This window comes from Bacillus sp. BS3(2021), assembly GCF_021043345.1.
Taxonomy (GTDB): Bacteria; Bacillota; Bacilli; order Bacillales; family Bacillaceae; genus Bacillus; species Bacillus paralicheniformis.
The window spans coordinates 292258-313275 of sequence record NZ_JAJNDM010000002.1 but is presented as its reverse complement, the minus strand read 5'-3'; the positions used below and the strand labels follow the sequence as shown (position 1 = coordinate 313275).

The 21018-nt window shown below is 46.1% G+C and carries 21 protein-coding genes; 14 read left to right on the top strand and 7 right to left on the bottom strand.

Annotated elements, in window-relative coordinates; translation table 11 throughout:
* The first annotated feature begins 86 nt into the window (after positions 1-86).
* Entirely contained in the window at positions 87-2168 is a 2082-nt protein-coding gene (locus LQ247_RS06770; RefSeq protein ID WP_231005777.1) for a glycosyl hydrolase family 18 protein, read from the top strand.
* Between the two features lie 58 nt (positions 2169-2226).
* On the opposite strand, the gene LQ247_RS06765 is transcribed toward LQ247_RS06770, so the two are convergent.
* A complete protein-coding gene (locus LQ247_RS06765) occupies positions 2227-3177 on the bottom strand; it encodes a trypsin-like serine peptidase (RefSeq protein WP_023857791.1) in 951 nt (316 codons plus the stop codon).
* A gap of 171 nt (positions 3178-3348) precedes the next feature.
* Between LQ247_RS06765 and LQ247_RS06760 the strand changes: the two genes are divergently transcribed.
* The 3 genes from LQ247_RS06760 (at position 3349) to LQ247_RS06750 (ending at position 6594) form a co-directional block, all read left to right on the top strand.
* Positions 3349-4122: a glucose 1-dehydrogenase gene (locus tag LQ247_RS06760; protein WP_020450052.1), complete on the top strand. Its 774-nt coding sequence runs from the start codon at positions 3349-3351 to the stop codon at positions 4120-4122.
* A gap of 157 nt (positions 4123-4279) precedes the next feature.
* Positions 4280-5110 (top strand): DUF1835 domain-containing protein, encoded by an 831-nt coding sequence (locus LQ247_RS06755; RefSeq protein WP_231005775.1) that lies wholly within the window; start codon positions 4280-4282, stop codon positions 5108-5110.
* An 86-nt stretch (positions 5111-5196) separates the two neighbouring features.
* The gene (locus LQ247_RS06750; RefSeq protein ID WP_231005773.1) at positions 5197-6594 is read left to right on the top strand and encodes a YcdB/YcdC domain-containing protein; all 1398 of its coding nucleotides are present in this window, start codon (positions 5197-5199) and stop codon (positions 6592-6594) included.
* 53 nt (positions 6595-6647) lie between these two features.
* Here the strand turns inward: LQ247_RS06750 and LQ247_RS06745 are convergent, their stop codons facing one another.
* Complete coding sequence (locus LQ247_RS06745) at positions 6648-7499, bottom strand: sulfurtransferase (protein WP_231005771.1); 852 nt, start codon at positions 7497-7499, stop codon at positions 6648-6650.
* Positions 7500-7653: 154 nt separating this feature from the next.
* On the opposite strand from LQ247_RS06745, the gene LQ247_RS06740 reads away from it, so the two are divergent.
* Positions 7654-8082, top strand: coding sequence for a cell wall hydrolase (locus tag LQ247_RS06740; RefSeq protein ID WP_023857795.1), 429 nt, complete (start codon positions 7654-7656; stop codon positions 8080-8082).
* Between the two features lie 46 nt (positions 8083-8128).
* Here LQ247_RS06740 and LQ247_RS06735 read toward each other — a convergent pair whose 3' ends face one another.
* Positions 8129-9121 carry an LLM class flavin-dependent oxidoreductase gene (locus tag LQ247_RS06735; RefSeq protein WP_223254832.1) on the bottom strand — a complete coding sequence of 331 codons (993 nt, stop codon included), beginning with the start codon at positions 9119-9121 and terminating at the stop codon, positions 8129-8131.
* A 297-nt stretch (positions 9122-9418) separates the two neighbouring features.
* Between LQ247_RS06735 and LQ247_RS06730 the strand changes: the two genes are divergently transcribed.
* A complete protein-coding gene (locus tag LQ247_RS06730; protein ID WP_043054039.1) occupies positions 9419-10765 on the top strand; it encodes a C40 family peptidase in 1347 nt (448 codons plus the stop codon).
* 51 nt (positions 10766-10816) lie between these two features.
* Here the strand turns inward: LQ247_RS06730 and LQ247_RS06725 are convergent, their stop codons facing one another.
* Positions 10817-11629 carry an ABC transporter permease subunit gene (locus LQ247_RS06725; RefSeq protein ID WP_023857798.1) on the bottom strand — a complete coding sequence of 271 codons (813 nt, stop codon included), beginning with the start codon at positions 11627-11629 and terminating at the stop codon, positions 10817-10819.
* Complete coding sequence (locus tag LQ247_RS06720; RefSeq protein ID WP_212110303.1) at positions 11626-12513, bottom strand: ABC transporter ATP-binding protein; 888 nt, start codon at positions 12511-12513, stop codon at positions 11626-11628. Before LQ247_RS06720 ends, LQ247_RS06725 begins: the two co-directional genes overlap by 4 nt.
* Positions 12514-12661: 148 nt before the next feature.
* On the opposite strand from LQ247_RS06720, the gene LQ247_RS06715 reads away from it, so the two are divergent.
* Positions 12662-13249, top strand: a complete 588-nt coding sequence (locus LQ247_RS06715) for a TetR/AcrR family transcriptional regulator (protein ID WP_023857800.1) — start codon at positions 12662-12664, stop codon at positions 13247-13249.
* Between the two features lie 113 nt (positions 13250-13362).
* Positions 13363-15258, top strand: coding sequence for a DUF2207 domain-containing protein (locus LQ247_RS06710; protein WP_231005769.1), 1896 nt, complete (start codon positions 13363-13365; stop codon positions 15256-15258).
* Between the two features lie 44 nt (positions 15259-15302).
* Here LQ247_RS06710 and LQ247_RS06705 read toward each other — a convergent pair whose 3' ends face one another.
* Both LQ247_RS06705 and LQ247_RS06700 read right to left on the bottom strand, forming a co-directional pair.
* Positions 15303-15791 carry a DUF4188 domain-containing protein gene (locus LQ247_RS06705; protein ID WP_023857802.1) on the bottom strand — a complete coding sequence of 163 codons (489 nt, stop codon included), beginning with the start codon at positions 15789-15791 and terminating at the stop codon, positions 15303-15305.
* Positions 15784-16347, bottom strand: coding sequence for a PadR family transcriptional regulator (locus tag LQ247_RS06700; protein ID WP_025810795.1), 564 nt, complete (start codon positions 16345-16347; stop codon positions 15784-15786). The genes LQ247_RS06705 and LQ247_RS06700 overlap by 8 nt, the downstream gene beginning before the upstream one ends.
* Before the next feature lie 315 nt (positions 16348-16662).
* On the opposite strand from LQ247_RS06700, the gene LQ247_RS06695 reads away from it, so the two are divergent.
* The 6 genes from LQ247_RS06695 (at position 16663) to LQ247_RS06670 (ending at position 21017) form a co-directional block, all read left to right on the top strand.
* Positions 16663-17265, top strand: a complete 603-nt coding sequence (locus tag LQ247_RS06695; RefSeq protein WP_020450063.1) for a TerD family protein — start codon at positions 16663-16665, stop codon at positions 17263-17265.
* A 27-nt stretch (positions 17266-17292) separates the two neighbouring features.
* A complete protein-coding gene (locus LQ247_RS06690) occupies positions 17293-17874 on the top strand; it encodes a TerD family protein (protein ID WP_020450064.1) in 582 nt (193 codons plus the stop codon).
* A 79-nt stretch (positions 17875-17953) separates the two neighbouring features.
* Positions 17954-18532: a TerD family protein gene (locus LQ247_RS06685; protein ID WP_020450065.1), complete on the top strand. Its 579-nt coding sequence runs from the start codon at positions 17954-17956 to the stop codon at positions 18530-18532.
* A 65-nt stretch (positions 18533-18597) separates the two neighbouring features.
* The gene (locus tag LQ247_RS06680) at positions 18598-19371 is read left to right on the top strand and encodes a TerC family protein (protein ID WP_020450066.1); all 774 of its coding nucleotides are present in this window, start codon (positions 18598-18600) and stop codon (positions 19369-19371) included.
* Positions 19372-19463: 92 nt separating this feature from the next.
* Positions 19464-20645 (top strand): HpcH/HpaI aldolase/citrate lyase family protein, encoded by a 1182-nt coding sequence (locus LQ247_RS06675; RefSeq protein WP_020450067.1) that lies wholly within the window; start codon positions 19464-19466, stop codon positions 20643-20645.
* A gap of 150 nt (positions 20646-20795) precedes the next feature.
* Positions 20796-21017 carry a helix-turn-helix domain-containing protein gene (locus LQ247_RS06670; protein ID WP_003178729.1) on the top strand — a complete coding sequence of 74 codons (222 nt, stop codon included), beginning with the start codon at positions 20796-20798 and terminating at the stop codon, positions 21015-21017.
* The last annotated feature ends 1 nt before the right edge of the window (position 21018 follow it).

Sequence of the window (21018 nt, the reverse complement as noted above, 5' to 3'; positions counted from 1 at the left end):
AAGTCAAATGGATAGAAAACGATAAAGAGAGATTTGGGAAAAAGCTTCTCACGTCTCTCTTTATGGACAAAGGAGTCTGAATAAACATGAAGATAGCCGCTTCATCTATTTTATCCTGTGTGCTGCTCCTTGCGCTTTTTATCCCGAACCGGCACATTTCTGCAGAGACTTCAAATGAACAACCGGACTGCCGTCCGGAAGGGCTTTGGGACTCAGGCGTTGAACATGTGCCGTACTGCGATGTATACGACCGGGACGGCCGTGAAAAGCTTGCCAATCAGTTAGACCGGAGAATCATCGGGTACTTTACAAGCTGGCGTACTGGAAAAGGCAATCAAGATCGTTATTTAGTAAATGGTATCCCCTGGAAGTACTTGAGCCACATTAATTATGCGTTTGCCCACATCGGGGAAGATCATCGGATTTCAGTCGGAGATGAGACAGATGAGAACAACCCGTCCATCGGGATGACCTGGCCGGAGCATTCCGATGTAAAAATGGATCAAACCTTGCCGTATAAGGGGCATTTTAACCTTATCCATCAATATAAAGAGAAATACCCGAATGTAAAAGTTTTGGCGGCTGTCGGCGGTTGGGCCGAAACCGGCGGTTATGTTGACAGGGACGGGAAGCGGATTCCAAGCGGCGGCTTTTATTCGATGACAACGAATGGAGACGGATCTGTAAACCACAAGGGTATTCACACCTTTGCGGAGTCGGTCGTTGCGTTTCTCAGAAAATACGAGATCGATGGAATCGATATTGACTATGAGTACCCTACATCAATGCAGGATGCAGGGAATCCTGCAGATTGGAACATCGCCAATCCGCGGCGCAACGGGTTAAATAAAAGCTTTGAGGCATTGATGAAAATATTAAGAGAAAAGCTTGATCAAGCGTCCGCTGAAGATGGAAAGTACTACATGCTGACCATTGCAGCGCCATCATCGGCATATTTACTGAGAGGGATGGAAACGTTTAAGCCGCTTCGATATGTCGATTATGTCAATATCATGTCCTATGATCTTCATGGAGCCTGGAATGAGTTTGTCGGACCGAACGCTTCTTTATTCGATAACGGCGAAGATGCCGAACTCAAGCATTCCAACATATATACTACGCCGGAATATGAAGGGATCGGATATTTAAATACGGACTGGGCTTACCATTATTTTAGAGGAGCTATGGAATCGGGGCGAATCAATATCGGTGTTCCTTATTATACGAGAGGCTGGAAGAATGTGAACGGCGGAGTAAACGGGCTGTGGGGAACATCCAAAAGCGCAGATTGTCCTCAGGGACTCAGGCAGTGCGGTGACGGAGCAACCGGAATCGATAATATTTGGCACGATAAAGATGAGCAGGGGAATGAAATTGGAGCAGGGGCAAACCCGATGTGGCACGCCAAAAACCTTGAAAAGGGCATTGCCGGTTCTTATCTGGAAAGGTATGGATTGAGCAAGGCTGATTTGACAGGCGCTTATCAAAGGCATTATGACGCGGGGCTGGCAGCGCCTTGGCTTTGGAATCCAGAAAAGAAAGTGTTTCTATCGACAGAGGATGAGGAATCGATCAAAACGAAGGCGGATTATGTCGTTGATAAAGGAATCGGGGGTGTCATGTTTTGGGATTTGAGCGGTGATTATGACTGGTATCCCGAACGAAACGGCAATAAAGGAGAATACGATATTGGCAATACTTTAACGAGCACGCTGTATCACAAATTCTCGGATACAACACCATACGATAACCGGCTCAGCACATCGCCTTTTCCTGATGAATCATTGGATGTAGACATAGAGCTGACGAACTTTCCATTAGGAGATCAAAATTACCCGATCCACCCGGTAATGAAGCTGATCAATAACAGCGATGTCACGATTACGGGAGGTTCTGTTATCGAATTTGATGTGCCGACATCCACTTCCCCTCGGTTTGGAAGCTGGAGCGGCGATCAAGTTGAAGTGATTGCTAAAGGGCATACGGGACCGAACATTGGCGGACTGACGGGAGATTTCCACCGCATCGGAGTGACTCTATCAAGCTGGAAAACGATTAAACCTGGTGAGGCGGCGGAGTTTCAGCTTGTTTATTATTTGCCGATCAGCGGCCCTTCAAATTTCACGATATCAATAGATGGAAAAAAGTACAGGCTTAAAGTGAAGTAAGTGTGCAGCCGTTAGATATAACAGCCCGTTCCAAAAGGAGGCGGGCTGTCTTCGTGTGTTATTGGGCGCTGTTTTTCCAGTTGCTCAAATTGTCAAACACTTCTTTTGTAATCCGGGTGCCTCTGTTGTACGAAGAGCCGCCGTATACTCCATTTGTGTGGACGGCAAGCGAGCATGGACCGCTGCAGTTCGTTCTTGAACTGCTTTGTTCGAATACCGGTGAACCGCTCTGGCCTCCGTACGTGTCCATTGCATACTGCAATTTATACGTTTCGGAGATGGCAATCGGTCCTGAATGCTGCCATTGTGTGCCTGTTGTTTTATCGCCTGGATAACCGCTGATAGTAACAGTTGTCCCGACAAGTGATGAAGTGGTGTACGAGTATCCGAAGTATCCGACAGTATTGCCGATTGGTTCGCTTAGTTCGATTGCACCGTAATCGTAATTGGTGTTACCGCTTCTCCATCCTGACGGAATAAAGTAGCGCGTCGATTTAACAGAGCCGTAAGGGTAGCTTGTCCCGTTCCGTCCCGGCGAAACAGTAGCTGTCCCGGCAAATGAACCGCTTGATGTGTCATAGATGCAATGTCCGGCTGTTGCGACGGTTTTCGGACCGATCATCCATCCGGTGCACGAACCGATGCTGCTTGAAATATGAACGATCGCTCTGTACGGATATGCGCTTGTGTTGGTCACCCTTGTCCGATCATCAGAACCAATCACCGATTTAATGCTGTAAGGAGCTTTGGCGGAGGACTCTTTTGCCGTTTTTTCCTTTGTTTCATTCACTTTGCCGGTGCCTGTAAATGCCTTTGAATACGAGCCGTATTGATCGCTTTTCATGTTTGGATCATAGGTAACCGATGTTTCCGCTTTGTATGAAGGATCGCTTGAAACAGGAGAATGAGGCGATGGTGCGGCTTGGGCCGGGTGGATACCTAAAGAATAAATAGAAATACCAATGAGACCTGTGATCAAACCTCGTTTAACACTCTTTTTACTAACCAAATCGTATCACTTCCTTATTTTGTTGTAAGTTCAAGTTAGATATTAACAAAATAATTCTGAATTTTCCATATGTTTAAAAAAGATCATGCTAGAGGCATGTATTCACATTTTGTTTGATCATATTGATACCGGGTAATGTACATGAAGAAAAGAAATTGAGGGGGGTTTAAGTTGTACAGTGATTTAAAAGGAAAAACAGCAATTGTGACCGGTTCTTCAAAAGGTATAGGCAAGGCGGTTGCAGAACGGTTTGGAAAAGAAAAGATGAATGTGGTTGTCAATTATCACAGCGATCCCGGAGGCGCACGGGAAGCCGTCGACAATATTCAAGCAGCGGGCGGAAACGCCCTTGCGGTAGAAGCTGACGTGTCTTCTGAAGAGGATATAAAAAAGCTGATTAAATCAGCAGTTGAACATTTCGGCTCACTTGATGTCATGGTCAATAATTCAGGATTTAACGGCGCAGAAGCCCTCCCGCACGAACTTGAACTTGGTGAATGGCAGAAAGTGATCGACGTTAATTTAACCGGTACGTTTCTCGGCGCACGGGAAGCCTTAAGATATATGGCGGACCGCCACATGAAAGGGAGCATACTCAATATATCAAGCGTTCATCAGCAAATTCCGAGACCGAAAAATGTTCATTACTCCGCTTCAAAAGGCGGAATGAAGCTTTTGACAGAAACGCTTGCCCTTGATTATGCGGACAAAGGAATCCGCGTCAATTCGATCGCGCCGGGAACGATCGCAACCGAAAGCAATGAAGACTTGGAGGGAAGCCACAAGTCGGCACAGCTGAAAAAGATACCGATGAACGAATTTGGCGAGCCTGAACAAGTGGCTTCCGCAGCGGCATGGCTTGTGTCGAAAGAAGCCGCCTATGTAACGGGCGCGACTTTGTTCGTTGACGGCGGTATGACGCTTTACCCGTCACAGCTGGAATAGCAAGTGCATTTTTCAGCTCCCGTTCTGCCTTTTTCGAATGGCGGAATGGGGGTTTTTTATTGCGTCACCTTTTATATCCTGTTTTTGTATATAATAGTTAAAAAGATGAGTTTAATAGCTTTAATGCTATTACAACTTAACTAACAAGGAGATTATAATGCAAAACAATGTCGTTCACATTGCCTTCGGCGAATCTGCCGGCGGCAGTATTAACATGATGCTCAAACAGTCGGGAGGAACCCAGGAAAAGAGTCTGATCGTCCTTCCTGAATTATTTTCCATCGGGCCGCTTCAAAACCTGGAAATTAAAGAAGGCAGGGTCAATCGTTATGAATGGTTGAAAACATATCTCAATGACCGATTTCACGAGCTTGGAGAGATATACAGCCGTTTTGAAGATGCGGTTTCTGCATTAAGCCGTATTCAGGAGCAAGCCTCCGTCTTTATGTGGACGGGCGATCATGCACACGAACAAACGGGCCTGAGATTTGTACATCATATCCTTAGGCAAATGAACCTGGCTGTTTTCCATCTGAATACGTCGAAGTACTTTCCCTATACCCGAAGTTCTGGTGAATTGAATGATGAAAAACTGAGATTCATTTATGAACAAGGGGATCAGTCGGCTTTGACAGCCGCTGAAAGACGGGGCCTTGCGGAGGAATGGACAGCGCTGTCTCAGCAGACAAGCGTGTTGCGAGTATGGGAAGACGGCAGAATTAAAAGCGTGAAAGAAGACTTTTATGATTCGTTCATCATCGGCAAGCTCGCACAGCTTCAAAAAAACCGTTCAACCAATACCTTTATCAACTGTCCCCGCCTGATCGGCGAAGTCATTGGCCATCTGAAGGAGAACATCGGAGATGAATTCATCGAGTACCGCATTTTAGAGCTGATCCGCAAAGGCATTTTTGAGATGGAAGGCGTACCAAAAGGAATGAGATATTTTAGCATAAAGTTAAAATCGCCATGTAAGTTCACCATTTAAATCCAATTATCTCAATTTTCATGAAACGATTAATGGTATATTTCGTATACATAAGGAGACGAAAATGAAAGAGAGGTAGACAGGATTTGGTTCGTGAACAGTTAAAACAAAAAGCGCAGTCCATCAGTAAGGTTCCCTCACATTATCAGCTCATGATCGAAGATTACGGAGAAAAGGACGAAAAAGAGAGGCCGGTTTTTTTCGTCTGGCAGGATATTGAAGAGCCGGATCAGGACATATCGGTAGAGTTAGATCATCACGGCCGCTTAATCAGTTTGACAAAAGAGTATGAACCGGCGGTCGAGGAATCTCTTCCGGAGGAAAGGCTGCTGAAAATCGCCCTTCAGTTTACAGAACAGCATTACCCGAGTGCGTCTCATGAATTTGTTTACCATGAAAAGAAGGAAACAGAACAATTCGTCCGTTTTACGTATGTTCAGACTGTCCTTGATCTTCCGCTGCCGCAAACAGGCTTTTACGTCAAGGTCGCCAAGAACGGAGAGGTGATGGAGTTTCGCTATAACGGTGGAACAAGCTCTTTCTCCATTCCAAAGCAGATCGCTGATAAGGAATCGGTGACAGCCGATTATCTTAAACATATTCAATTCGAATTGGCGGTCGAAAAAGTCCGCAGTGAGCTTTATGAAGGGGGAGATGATCGCCCGCATCTCATTTACGAAGCAGACTTGCCGTTTTTCAGCTATCCTGCCGATATCACGGAAAAATGCCATATGAAGCCTGCGGCGGATGAAGAGGAAGAGGAGAAAACATTGCCGCTCCCTTTGCTGCCTGAGGCTGACCGTCATGCTGATATCGATGACATGATCGGCTATACTCCTTCGATGCGGAAAATCCGTGAAACCGATATGGGAGAGTCAATTGGAACGGTATGGCGCCTGGGAAACGATCCTGAGCCAAGAGACCGGAGTATAGCCGGCTACTTCGAAACATGGAACAAAAATACGTTGAAAATCATGAAAGATAAAAAGTCAGGGATGCTCAAAGGGGTAGCTTCTTTCATCAAATCAGAAGGACACCTTTCCTTGAGCGTGGAAGACTGCTTGAAACGGGCGCTGCAATTTTTGTACAAGCTTTATCCCGGCGCAGATCAGCTTTTTCGAATGCATCCGGCGGAAAATGACGGGGACAGGCAAAACGCTTTTTTTCAATTTGATCTTCAATACAAAGAGGTGCCGTTAAGGCTTGGCTCTGCCAATATCAGTATCAGTCGGACAACCGGCAGGGTCGTCGGTTATAACGGTCCGGAAATCGAGCCGGAAGCGCTGGCCGATCTGAGTCCTTCGCCATCTATTTCAGAGGAAGAAGCGAAAGCGGTTTTTGCAGCGGCATTTGATGTGAAGCTGCAATGGGAAAGGGATTACAGTCGGGAAAAGGATGACTTCTACAGGCTTATTTACCGGCCGGTCTACCCGTACTTTATCGATGCCCATGACGGAAAGGCGTTTATGAGCAAAAACATGTAATAAACGGCGGCTGGCTAAGGCACAAAGGCCCCCGGCCGCCGTCTCTTGTAAGATCAGGTGTCGTCCTCTTTCCCAGTGGAGATCGGATGGTCGGGGTAGCTGATCCAATCGCTCCAGCTGCCGGCATACAGCTTCACATTTTCAAATCCGGCTTCTTTCAGGCCGAGCACATTTGGGCAGGCTGATACGCCCGATCCGCAATAGACGACAATTTCACTGTCCGGGTCTAAAACAGCATAGTGCTGTCTGAGTTGTTCTTTGCTTTTCCATAATCCGCTTTCGGTCAGATTGCCTTTCCAAAAAAAGTTTTTGGCTCCGGGAATATGGCCGGCCCGGTGATCGAGTGGTTCGTTTTCCCCTGTGTATCGGGAAGGATCACGCGCATCAATCAGGATGGAGCCTTTTCTGCCGATTCGCTTCAGCACGTCTCCGGCATCAAGGAGTTCGTTTTCTCTGAGCGCTGGCTTAAACTCGCGCTGGATAGGACGGGGAACCTCGGCGGTCATCGCATAGCCCGATTTGATCCAGTTGGACAGACCCCCATCCATAATATAGACGCTGTCATGCCCGAGGTAGTGAAGCTGCCACCAAAAGCGCGCTGCAAACATGCCGCCGCTGTCATCATAAACAATGACATCTGTTTCCCGGTCAATGCCGATTTTCCCAAGCTTTGCGGCCAGACGGTCAGGGTCTTGAAGCGGATGTCTGCCGCCGTGCACTTCCGCATTACGCGACAGATCCTCTTTTAAATCAATGTAAACGGCTCTCGGCACATGGCTTTTCGTATACGTTTTCCGGCCTTCGTCCGGTTTTGTCAAATGAAACCTCACATCGACAATAACCGTTTGGTCCGGATTTTCCCTTAATCGTTTGTATACCCATTCAGGGCTTTTCAATACTGACAATCCGATCCCTCCGCTCCCCTTTGTTTTTTCTCGGGTTCTGATAATAGAAGAATAGCTTTCTTTCAAGGGGAATGTCAAAGATAAATCCCGAAATCGTCATCACCTAAATGAAACAGAATATGATAAAGGTGACGACATCATGGGGGTGACTAATATGGCAGTAGTTAAGGCTTCTTCTAAAGATATCAATCTTTTGGCCAGACTTTTGAGAGCGGAGGCTGAAGGCGAAGGCGTGCAAGGAATGCTGATGGTCGGAAATGTCGGAATCAACCGCATCAGGGCAAACTGTTCCGACTTTGTGGGACTTCGCACCATTCCGCAGATGATCCATCAGCCGCATGCGTTTGAAGCCGTGACGCACGGTTATTTCTATCAAAGGGCACGGGAAAGCGAAAGGCGCTTGGCGCGCAGGGCGATCAACGGAGAGCGGCTCTGGCCGGCAAAGTTCAGTTTGTGGTATTTCAGACCGGCAGGGGCGTGTCCCGCACAGTGGTATAATCAGCCGCATGTCGGCCGCTTTAAAGCGCATTGTTTTTATGAGCCGACAGCGGAAGAGTGTGAGAATGTCTATAATACGTTTTAATAAAAACATCCCTTTTCAACGGATTTTGAAAAGGGATGTTTTTTGATCAAAATAACTCTGCAAGTCTTTCGTAAGACTGCTTCTTATCTTCAAACCGGTAAACGTTCGTCAAAACCATAAACTCATCTGTTTGATATCGGTCAGAGAGCTCGAGCAGTTTTCTTTTGACCGTTCGAGGAGACCCGATCACCATACGGCTGCGGTTGTGGGCAAGCTTTTTTTTATCGGCAGCGGTGTAAGCGGCAGATCTTGCCTCCTCAATGCTTGGGACAAGACTGTCCAATCCTTTTTCAACTCTTAGAAGCCATAAATCCTGGCTCAAGCAAAGCTCCTCAGCTTTTTCATCGGATTCCGCACAAACGACGAAAACGGCGGCCAAAGATTGGGGGCGCTTAAAGAAAGGAGAAGGCCGAAAGCTTTCCCGATATAATTGAAAGGCGTTCCTCCCTCTTGCGGAATTGATGAAATGTCCGAATACGTATCCCGCTCCCATGTCACCGGCCAATTTCGCGCTGTTTTCTCCAAGCCCTAAAAGCCACACCTCCGGCGGCGAATCTGTCAAAGGGGCCGCTTTGATTCCGAAATAATCGTGTCCGGAAGGGACGGAATCAGTCAAAAAGCCCAACAAGTCTTGAAGCTGTCTCGGGAATTCGTCCAGGCTTTTATGAACCCCGTCTGTCAGCGCCAGCCTCGTTTTGGCTGTGCCTCCCGGAGAGCGGCCGATCCCCAGGTCAATCCTCCCGGGATAAAGGGCTTCAAGCTGCCGAAAGCTTTCAGCCACTTTAAAGGGACTGTATTGAGGAAGCAGAACACCGCCCGAACCGACGCGAATGTTTGCAGTTTTTGCCGCAATGTGTGCGATCATGATTTCGGGAGCGGTGCTGGCAAGTCCGCGTGTGCTGTGATGCTCGGCAAACCAATACCTTTTGTACCCCCATTGATCCGCGAGCTCCGCCAGCTCTGCAGAATGCTTCAAGGCTGAATACGCATCTGAGCCTTTTGATATTGGAACCTGGTCAAGAACACTGAGCTGCATCATTTGTCACCGGCCTTCCTTTTCAGTAAGACAAGCATATGAAAAACAGCAGGAAGGGTCAAATCGAAGAGAATACGAGAGTTAAAACAAGATGAGTCAAAACATGACACTGCTGAAACAAAAACGAAATATAAATGTAATATAAATTGACGCCTATTGTCGAAAATAGATGGTATAATAACGTCTGTACATCGGTAACGGATATATTAATCATAGGTCATAAGATTCATTTTTTAATAATGTTCAAGCGAATTTACATAATGAAAAAACAAGAATACATAAAGGAAAGAGGAGTAGAAAGTGAAAAAAAAGGTTTATACTTTTGGTTTAGCGTCGATTCTCGGAACAGCTAGTCTATTTACCCCCTTTATGAACAACACGGCATCGGCAGAAACCTCTCAGCAAAAACAAGAAATTCAGCAAAAGCGTTCTGAAGTGAATTCAGGCATCGAGGGCAAACGGAAAGAAATCGCCAAGCTGCAAGACGAGCAGAAAAAGCTTGAAGCCAAAATCCAAGAGCTTGATAAAAAAGCACTTGAAACAAGCAACAAAATCGAAGACAAAGAAAAAGAAAACAAAAAAACCAAAAAAGAAGTGGAAGCTCTGAAAAAAGAAATCAAAGAAACTGAAAAGCGGATTGAAGAGCGTTCAAAAGTGATTAAAAATCGCGTGCGCAGCCTGCAGGAAAACGGCGGATCCCAAAACTATCTGAATGTCCTTCTGGGCGCACAAAGCTTCGGAGATTTTATCACTCGTGCAACGGCTGTTTCAACAATTGTTGACGCGGATAAAGACCTGCTTGACGAGCAGGAGAAAGATAAAAACAAGCTTGAAAAAGCAATGTCTGACTTAAATACAAAACTGGATGAAATCCAAAAAACTTTAGCCGATTTAAAAACGCTTAAATCGGATCTTGATAAACAGCTGAAAGAACAGGCGAACCTTTCTAAGCAGCTGCAAACGAAACAGGCGGCAGCAGAATCAGAGCTGAGCGATCTGAAAAAAGAAGCGGGCTCACTGACAAAAGAAGAAGCCGCTCTTGAACAAAAACTTAAAGAAGAAAGAGCTGCAGCGGCTGCAGCAGCAAAAGCGAAAGAAGAATCTGCTACGGCTGAAAAATCAGACTCAGGATCAACCTCAGGTTCAGTCAGCAAATCCAACGGATCGTCCAACAGCGGTTCTTCAAGCAGCAAGAAAAGCAGCAGCCCGTCAAGAAACTACTCTTCCGGTTCTGTTGTCAGCAGCAATGGAAACGCGATTGAAGCTGCCATCAGCACAGGTTCAAGCATCGTCGGCAGATCTCCGTACGTATGGGGAGGCGGACGTTCTCAAGCTGATATCGACAACCGTCGTTTCGACTGCTCATCATTCGTACGCTGGGCTTATGCATCAGCAGGCGTAGAGCTTGGATTCGGTGCGACAACAAGCACGCTTGTCGGCAAAGGACGAGCTGTGAGCGCGTCTGAAATGAAGCGTGGAGACTTGGTCTTCTTTGACACATACAAAACGAACGGCCACGTGGGTATTTATCTTGGCAATGGCACATTCTTGAACGATAATAGCTCACGCGGGGTATCCGTCGATTCTATGAGCAACCCGTATTGGAAGAAAGCCTTCAGCGGAGTTGTCAGACGGGTCGTTGAATAAAATATCATACAGAAACAAACGCCGTTCCTGATCGGGAGCGGCGTTTTTATATTACAGCGGCAAGTCGCGCTTTTTAAAGATGAGAATGCTGAGTGCGAAGGCGGCAAAACCGACCGCGGCAAGAACAAGAGACACTTGAGCGATATCGGCGCTCCCGTTTACAATATCGCCAGGTCTGAATAAAGAGAAAACCGATAGGCTCCTCATCCATTCCGTCTTTTCGCTTAGTTTGCCGAGCAAGTCGAAGCTGAAGAATAAAAACGTGATGCCTCCGGAAAGTCCGAGGGCTCTTTTTTCGTCATTTGAAATGGCCGAAAAGAGGAACGAGATGCCGCCGACGGCAAAGAAGAGCAGAAAGCCGAGCAAGTTCAGAACGAGAAACCTTGACACATTAAAATCGTAATCACCGCCCAGCATCAAATGGTAGCCCGCCAGCCCGGCCGCTGTCGTCACGGCCATAATGATCAAAAGACCTGTCGTTAAAACGGCTGCTTGGGTGAAAGCCACTTTGCCGCGCGTTGTCGGCGCAGACAGAATATAGGCCATTGACCCTTGATCCACGAGCTTTGCCAAAAGCTTAGTCGACAGCATGACAGAGAAGATCGACAAAATCACGATAAAGATTAAACCGTAATACTCTCCAGACATAAAATCTTCAAGATTCCCCAGTCCGTTTTCAAACCCAAAAGCATTGAGAAAGCCTTCCGGCATTGATTTGATCATTTTCTCAATATCCTCCGCATTGCCCGCGATGCTTGGATAAATGCCCAGTATCAAAAGAATATAGAAAGCGGAGCCTGCCCCGTAGCTTATGATTCCTTTCATGTTTGTTCTCATCATTTGTTTGTACAGGGAGAAGTTCATTTCACTGTCCCCTTTCTGTCATAGTAGTTCATGAAAATCTCTTCCAGGCTTTGTGAAGAAGAATCAATGTGCCGAATGTGATATTTGGCGGTTTCTTTAATAAATTGATCATGGTTCCCTAAAACGGCCACTTTGACACGATTGTCCGTCCGGGATTCGATTTGCAGACCCGAATTCATGAAGGCGGGAATGTCGCCCTTTTTTTCAAATGTAACTTCGAATACCTTTCGCTGCATCGACTGCAGTTCATGGATATCTTTGACGGCAATGATGATGCCGTCTTTTATAATGGCGGCTCTGTCACAGGTTCGTTCGATTTCAGGAAAGCTGTGGGAAGACATTAAAAACGTCGTTCCTCTCGCTTTTTCTTCGAGCACGATTTCAATAAACACTTTTTGCATCAGCGGATCGAGGCCTGATGTCGGTTCGTCAAGAATGATGACTTCAGGGCTGTGCATAAAGGCAGCGACAATCCCGACTTTTTGCTTCATTCCTTTCGACATTTTTCTGATCGGCGTATGAACATCGAATTGGAGCCGTTCGATGAGTTCATTGCGCTTAGCTGTATCTTTTAAACCGTGCATGTTTGCCATGAAATCGAGAAATTGTTTTCCCGTCATTCCTTCGATAAATGCAATCTCTCCGGGAAGATAGCCGATATGCCGCTGAATGTCGCCTTGATGATTCCGGACGTTCATTCCGTTTACTTTGATATCGCCTTGATCAGGCTTCATAAACCCCATGATATGTCGAATGGTTGTTGATTTTCCAGCTCCGTTTGGACCTAAAAATCCAAACACTTCACCTTTTTGAACATGAAATGAAACATCAAATATACCTTTGCCATTGGAAAACTTTTTCGTAAGACGTTCAACTGTCAGCATGTGACACCTCCAAAATGAAAATTATGAAATAATAGTGATTAATAATTACAAAACTAATTTTACGTTCTTATGAACTTTTTTGTCAACGGAATTAGTGAAATATTTTTATGTTATAATTTCATTAAGAAAGATATGTAAGGATGGTTATATGAACGGATTTGAAAAAAGGGCTTTGCTGATTAAAGAGAAAATCAAAAAGACGGCTTTGGATATGCTCAAAACATGGGAGCCAAAGCGCATCCGGATAACCGATATCGCAAAAGCGGCAAATGTTTCGCAGGTGACGATCTATAATTACTTTGGAAGCAAAGAAGCGCTCCTGAAAGAGGTTTTCAAAGACTATATCGATCAGTCCATCAGCGATTTTGAAGAATATATGAACAAAGATATTTCCGTTAAAGAAAAGATCGAATTGATGATTTTGCAGAAAAGGGAAGCCAATAATCAAAAATTTGCTCTAACGGTCGTCAAAGAGGTGATGATCGAAGACAGTGAAATAATGGATTATGTAAAGCGGCAATACGATGAAAAAATCATTCCCCTTATGCTCCAAATGATTGAAAAAGGTCATCGGTCAGGCGAAATCTCTCCCAAGATCACCGCGGAAAGCTTTCTCATCTTTATGAATATGATCATTGAACATTCAAAAACTTTGGGTGAAGCCTTTGAAAAAAACAGACAGTTTACAGAGGAAATGATGCATATTTTCTTTTATGGCTTGTGCGGCAGACCGTAGATGTGCTTTTATAATAAAATTGTCATCTCTGTCATTTCTGTGAACCGCTGAAACAATTTCCTTGCTTTTCCGTATATAAGGCAGATACAAAAAACGAAAGGATTTACTAAACGATGAAGCACTCCTTTTTCTTTTTTATGTTCATTGCCTTTTTTCTCGTCACAGGCTTTTCTGAAGCAGGCAAATCCTTTTCGATCGAGCGGGCTGATATACGCGCGACAGTAAAAGAAAACGGTAATTTAAGCGTAGAGGAAGTTTACACATACGATTTTAAAGGCTCTTTCGAAGGGGCGACAAGATCGTTCAGCGAAGAAACCGCGAGCCGCTTGAAGAATTTTAAAGCCTATCTGCTTCCCAATCATCAAAAAAAAGGCGATCAAGCCATCCCGTTGAAGACAAAGAAAGAAGACGGGACTTATTATGCTTATTCGGCATCAAAGGATGAAACAAAAAAAGTGATGTTTCGCTATGTGATCGAAGATGCCGCCCAAAAGTTTGAAGACACGTCGATTTTGATTCATTCATTTTACCAAAAGGCAAATACGGATTTCGGCCGGGTAAAGATTGAAGTGCATCTGCCTGATTCGGTAAAGGCACGTGATATTCATGCGTTTTTGCGTGAAAAAGGAAACGGAAAGATTACGAAGGTGAACGATTCATCAGTCATCTACGAGACAGGACTCTATCGCGCAGGCACGGGCTCGGAACTGAGGATATATTTTCCGCAGAGCGCCTTGAAAGAGGCGGTCCGGCACCCTTCTTATCAGACAAAGGATGAGCTGCTGAAGGAGGAGAAAGACGAGGCGAAACGCTACGCCGATCGGGATGAACGGATTGCCGGCGCAGACAGGATGATTTGGATATTTTCGGGGATTGTCGGGTTCATGGTCATCATGGCTGTCATGCTTTCGTTTTTGAAGAAGAGACGCCGTGCCATGCTTTCGTTTGCAGAACTCGAGTCCTTAGATCCTGTACTTGTCGCTTTTCTTTACAAAAAAGGCCGTTTCACAGACCGTGATCTCCTGGCCGGCATGCTTTCGCTTTATCAACGGGGATTGGTCACTATGCGGAAGGTACAGGCGGAAGAAAGGTTTCTTGACGATCCTGAGGCGCCTGATGACACATACCAATTCGAATTTTCCGGGAGCAAGGCGGATTTGCCAAAGCCTGATCAGCTCTTAATTGAAAAACTTTTTGAGCAAACGGGCAGCGATACCTATATGTTCAGGCTGGATTCCCTCAGCGGGCCGACTGAGGAAGAATGCAAGCATAAGGAACAGCTGGGCAAATATGAACGAAAGAGGATCATTCTTCAAAACGTGGTTCAAAAATGGACGGAAAGTGTCAGACAAGCGCCTGAATTCAAGGAGCTGTTTCAAGAAAACCGCTGGCTGAGAATGCTGTCGCTTTCACTGCTTTCGGTCCATACCGGACTCCTGCTCTTTATCCTGTATGCAGACGTGGTGCATCAGGCCGGATTCATGGCGGCTTGCGTCATATTTGGCTTTGCACTGTCGGCGGGCATTGTTCTTGCAAAATCAAAGCTGTATACGATTTTGTTTTTGGCCGGCTTGTTTTTAGCATCTGTGTTTATCGACAGCATCCATACCATTTTGTATTACGGCATATGCGTCGGGCTGTCTATCTTATTGATTGCCTCCATTCCGGCCGTAAAAGAGAGCAGGTACGCTTCCATCTGCCGAAGATCGATTCTTTCTTGGAGAAACCATCTGAGAAAAGAAGATTTGTTTTCAGGGAGAAGCCTGTCTCAAAACGAAAAGACGATGATCTATGCAATTGTGCTTGAAGTTGAGGATGAATTTGCAGGATGGTTTAATCAATCAGCAAGCAGGCTTGATTACGCTTCCCCTGTCCTGGGTATGGCCGCAGCAGGCTGTTTGCATTATCCGTTTTACAGCTGGCAGCTGCCGTCTTCGCAGGAGCACGCCGGGGCATATGATGCGGGCGGTCCCGGAGCGGGCGGAGGCGACGGGGCAGGAGCTTTTTAAGCAGAAAAGGGGCCTATCGGGTAACCGATAAGGCTCCTTTCTGCTTATTTTCCCGCTATATCTGATCCCCGCATTCGCTGCTCAGCGGTTTTGATTCTGCTGGTGACAGGTTGATGTCCGTATGCTTTTGCCAAGCCGAACAACGGCATGTTATGGTAAAAAGCCTCATAGCGCCCTTTTGGAACAGTATACGTTTCATGATAGATGCCAACGGCTCCTGATGCGGCAGTTTTCTGATAAAAACGGCGCCAAGCCGCCATATGTTTATCAGCCTTTGCATATGCTGTCAAATCTTCGAAAGAACGCCAATATTGAATGAGAAAAATCGTCCTGAAATTGATGGATGATTCCGTTGCCAGAAAGCCGAGGTCTTTGTTTTGATGAAGCTCTTTTATCATTGGGGCCATGGCGGTAAAAACCGGCCACCATTTATGAACAGCATGCCACTTGTTTATTCTCATCCCGATCACAAATACAACGACTTCATCTTCAGGGGCGGCAGTAAAAGGCTTGTTGATGATCGTTTTACCCATTGGTCCCTTCCTTTCCATTCAGCCGGTTGATTGTGGCTTCACACCATTCAATTCCGGCCGAGGTGGTGCGTTTTCCATAATCCAAAGTGAAAAGCCAGTACTCTCTGTCCTTTGAATGGGAGCTGCATGAAAGAATTGACTGCTCGATTGCTTGATATGCCTCAAGCCGTTCTTCAAGCTTTCGTTGGTACTCCTTGACTTTCAAAGCGGTTTTCTCCCGCTCTTCTTCCTTGCTGAAAAACAGCTTCAGCAAAAATTCGTTTTTTTCTGAGGCGATGCCATTGATCGGTTCTTCAAGCCAGCTATGCAGCGCTTTTTGACCTTCATCGGTAATCAGGTACTCTTTTCTGTCCGGCTTTTTGTCCGAGAGCGTCGGAGATGCAGCGACCCAGCCTGCTTCTGTTAATTGGCGCAGCGCGGGATAAATTTGGCCGTAGCTGATTTTCCAAAAATGATTCAAACTTTGGTCGATCATTCGTTTCATTTCGTAACCCGTCTGGTAGCCGGCCGTAATCAATCCAAGGAGAGCGTAAGTCGTGTGATTTCTTTTTGTCATACATACCGCCTTCTGTATCTTTTTGATATATATCTTTTAGATATACTATACCAAACACGATGACTTCGTGCAATCGCTACTATTGTCGTCTCTCTTTTGGCCAGGATGAAAAGATGATAAAAAAATATTGAAAAACCGCGAAACTTTCCCCTGAATCTTTCCGTATATATAGTTAAGCAGGTTAAATAATGATTCATTGGTCTTGTAGTTGTGAAGATATGAATCACGCTGGCGTGATAATTGGATCTATCAAACTCTTATTCTCATCCAGCACTGTGATCTTGAAAGTCATGATTCAACGGAGGAGTGAACAGTTTGGCTATTTCTTTAGAGAAAGGTCAGCGGATTGATTTAACAAAAGGGAAAGCGGGGCTTTCGAAGATTTTGGTCGGTCTCGGCTGGGACCCGGTAGCATCCGGAAGCGGCGGTTTTTTTGGAAAGCTGTTTGGAGGAGGAGCCCCGAATATTGACTGTGACGCATCCGTGCTGATGCTGGAAAACGGAAGAGTCACAGAGAACAAGAACGTCATTTATTTCGGAAACTTGAAGAGCAGATGCGGCAGCATCGAACATACCGGAGATAATCTGACAGGGGAAGGCAGCGGAGATGATGAACAAATCATCGTAGATTTGCAAAAAGTTCCTTCGCATATTCATAAGCTTGTCTTTGTCGTGAATATATACGATTGCGTGAAACGAAGCCAGCATTTCGGAATGATTGAAAATGCCTTCATACGCATCGTCAATATGAACGATCGCGTGGAGATGGTCAAATACAATCTGCGGGACGATTATTCTGGACGGACAAGCCTGATCGCGGGCGAGATTTACCGTGACGGCGCCGAGTGGAAATTCACCGCTGTCGGAGAAGGCACAAACGATACGAGCATTACGGAAATCGTCAAACGCTACGCCTGACATTCATAAAAGAAATGGGGAGATAACATGGCAATTTCATTAGCGAAAGGACAAAAGATCGATTTAACAAAAACAAATCCCGGATTGTCGAAAGTCGTCGTGGGCCTTGGCTGGGACGTCAATCAATATGACGGCGGCGCTGATTTTGACCTGGATGCGAGCGTGTTTCTGCTCAATGCAGAAGGCAAATGCGCTTCTGAAAAGGACTTTATTTTCTATAATCAGACCGAAGGCGCAGGCGGAGCTGTCATACATACAGGCGATAATCGGACAGGTGAAGGCGAAGGAGACGATGAGCAGGTAAAAATCAATTTGAATGCAGTGCCTGCCGACATTCAAAAGATTTCTTTTGTGATTACGATTCATGAAGCGGAAGCGCGCCGCCAAAACTTTGGACAGGTGTCAAATGCTTATGTTCGCGTGATCAATGAAGACTCGAATGAAGAGTTAATCCGCTATGATCTGGGTGAAGATTTCTCGATTGAAACAGCGCTGATCACGGGAGAGCTGTACCGTCACGGAGAAGAATGGAAATTCTCAGCGATCGGCTCAGGCTATCAAGGCGGACTGGCGAGGATCGCCACCGATTTCGGCCTGCAGGTCGGCTGATTTTGACGATCCGGACAGCAGTCGCCGCCCTGGCGTCCGTTTGTCCGGTGCCTGACATTTCTTAAAGGAGGTCCTATCGATGGCGATTCAATTATCTAAAGGGCAAAGGATCGATTTAACGAAAACGAACCCCGGTTTGACGAAAGCGCTGATCGGTTTAGGCTGGGATACAAACAAATATACTGGCGGCGCCGATTTTGATTTGGATGCGTCGGCTTTTCTTGTCGATCAGAACGATCGTTGCATCAATGAACGCGACTTCGTCTTTTACAACAACCTCGAGCATCCGAGCGGCGCCGTGATTCATACGGGTGACAACCGGACAGGAGAAGGTGAAGGCGATGACGAGCAAATCATCGTCGATTTCTCAAAAATACCCGACCATGTTGAAAAGATCGGCATCACGGTGACGATTCACGAGGCGGAAAGCCGCAGCCAAAACTTTGGACAAGTCTCAAATGCGTTTGTCCGGCTCGTTGATGAATCAACAAATGAGGAGCTGCTTCGCTTTGACTTGGGAGAGGATTTTTCGATTGAGACAGCGGTTGTTGTTTGCGAATTGTACCGTCACGGAGCCGATTGGAAATTCAATGCGATCGGCAGCGGATTTTCCGGCGGATTGGCATCGCTTTGCCGCAACTACGGCCTGCAAGTCTAGTTTTGCCGGCTGAATCACGTTTGCGTGGTTCAGTCTTGCTTTTTCATCATTAGGAGGTAACCAAAGTGGATTTATTTCATCATATTATGTCAGTTTACGCCTCATTTTTCGATTGGGAAATGTGGGTGGAAGTATTAACGGACCCCGTTTCATGGGGGCTGATCGGCTCGCTGGTCGTGCTGGAAGGGCTTTTATCGGCGGATAACGCTCTCGTTCTCGCCGTCATGGTAAAGCACCTACCGGAAAAACAGCGCAAAAAAGCGTTGACGTACGGTTTAATCGGAGCCTACTTCTTTAGGTTTCTATTCATTGGACTTGGTATGATCCTGATTAAATTCTGGTGGATCAAACTGCTCGGAGCCGCATATCTGGCATGGCTCGTCATCAAGCACTTCTTCATCGGTGAGGGCGATGATGAATCAAACGCCATCAAAAAAGACAGCTGGATGGTACGCGTTTTCGGGGTCTTCTGGGCGACTGTCATTTCGGTAGAACTCATGGACCTCGCATTTTCGGTGGACAGCATCCTAGCGGCATTTGCCGTATCTGAAAAGGTATGGGTGCTTCTGATCGGCGGCATGCTCGGCATCTTAATGATGAGAACCGTTGCGAAATTCTTCCTGACGCTGATTGACAAAGTGCCTGAACTTGAAGCAACGGCCTTTGTTTTAATCGGGATCATCGCACTGAAAATGGCTGCGAGTGTATGGCATATTGAAATGCCGCACAGCGTCTTCTTTATCATTCTGATTATCGCTTTTGCCGTGACATTCATCATTCACTATATGAACAAGCAAAAAGCTGTGAAAGAGCAAACGGCGGCGTCAAAGGAAGAATAACAAACTGCAAAACATAAAGGGGGGAGTATATCTGCTCCGCCCTTTTTTACATCAAAGGGGTGTATGATTCTTATTCAAAGAAGGTGACCCATATGCAATACTTTGATTTTTTATCCGCCTCTCAAAAAGAAGATGTCTTTTTCAAACTGCCGGGTTCGGTTACTAAAGACTCTCCGAAGCACATTCTGGAGCATGCGCTTGGAGCTGCGCTTTATGTTCCGGGGAACCGAAAAGATATAGCAGATGTCATGATCAATAACAAGTATCCTGAGCTGTGCTCGGTCGTTTTTTGCCTTGAAGATTCGATCGGCGATTGTGAGGTTCTCCAGGCTGAAAACAATCTTGTCAGTCAGGCCGACATGATTTACCAGGCGCAAAAACTGCAGAACATCAGCGGCGATGTGCTGCCGCTGATGTTTATCCGGGTGCGGGAACCGGAGCAAATGCTCGAATTGGGCAACAAGCTCGGCCGCGCGCTTCACTTGTTTACCGGATTCGTATTTCCGAAGTTTTCGATGCTGAATGCGGAGCACTATCTTGATACTTTAACGAAATTGTCGCAAGAATCCGGCATTGTGCTGTACGGAATGCCGATCTTTGAGACACCCGACCTGCTGGCAATGGAAACGAGGGCAAAGGCGCTGCAGGAATTAAAATCAACGCTGGGCTTTTATCAAGATATCGTTCTGAATATTAGGATCGGCGCGACTGATTTGTGCGGTCTGTATGGGATAAGAAGAAAACCGGAAACGCCGATTTATGACGTTTTGGTCATCTCTGATTTCATCAAAGATATCGTCAATTATTTCGGCTTGCAATTTGTGATTTCGGGGCCTGTCTGGGAGTACTTTGAAGATGCTTCGCGAACAGTTCAGACTTTTGGGCCGAATTGGGCTGATGCGGGGGAATCTTCGCTTGTGATCAATCGGTATATAGACGGATTGATCAATGAAACGCTTCTTGATCTGGCCAACGGCATTCACGGCAAGAGCGTGATTCATCCGTCACAAATAAAAGCGGTCCAAAGCCTGCACGTTATCTCAATGGAAGATTATCTGGATGCCCTGAGCATCGTCGAAAGTGCCGACGGCACCCGAGGCGTTGTGAAAAGCTCTTTTTCAAATAAAATGATCGAAATCAAGCCGTACCTCAGCTGGGCCAAAAAAATATTATTAAAGGCTGAAATCTACGGTGTATATCATGAAAACCGCAGCTATACAGACATACTTAGAGCGTCCAAACCGCTTTCAAATCTTGGATCGTTCGGAAGTTAGGCCGGGCCGGGTGTTGAGAAATGGGCAAAGCGCCTTTGCTGTATAAATGCCGCACCATCTCTCCGGTCTCAAAAATAAGAGCCGTAGACGGCAATCATATATTGTGAATATTCTCAGGAGAAAACAAATGAATGTTTAGGATGAACAGCCATGATGAAAATAGTCGATCTCACGAGCAGCGAGATTCTCAGTTCCCAGCAGGCTTGTGAAGAGTGGGGGATTGATTCGTCTACGCTCCGAAAGAGAGCGCATGATTTTCCTGCAGGAACAATCCGAAAGTTCGGGACAACCTATGCCGTAACAAGAGCGGGCATGTGTGCCGTATTTGGACGGAAAAGTGACACTGACTCAGAAGAAAGGGGAGACGGCTGAG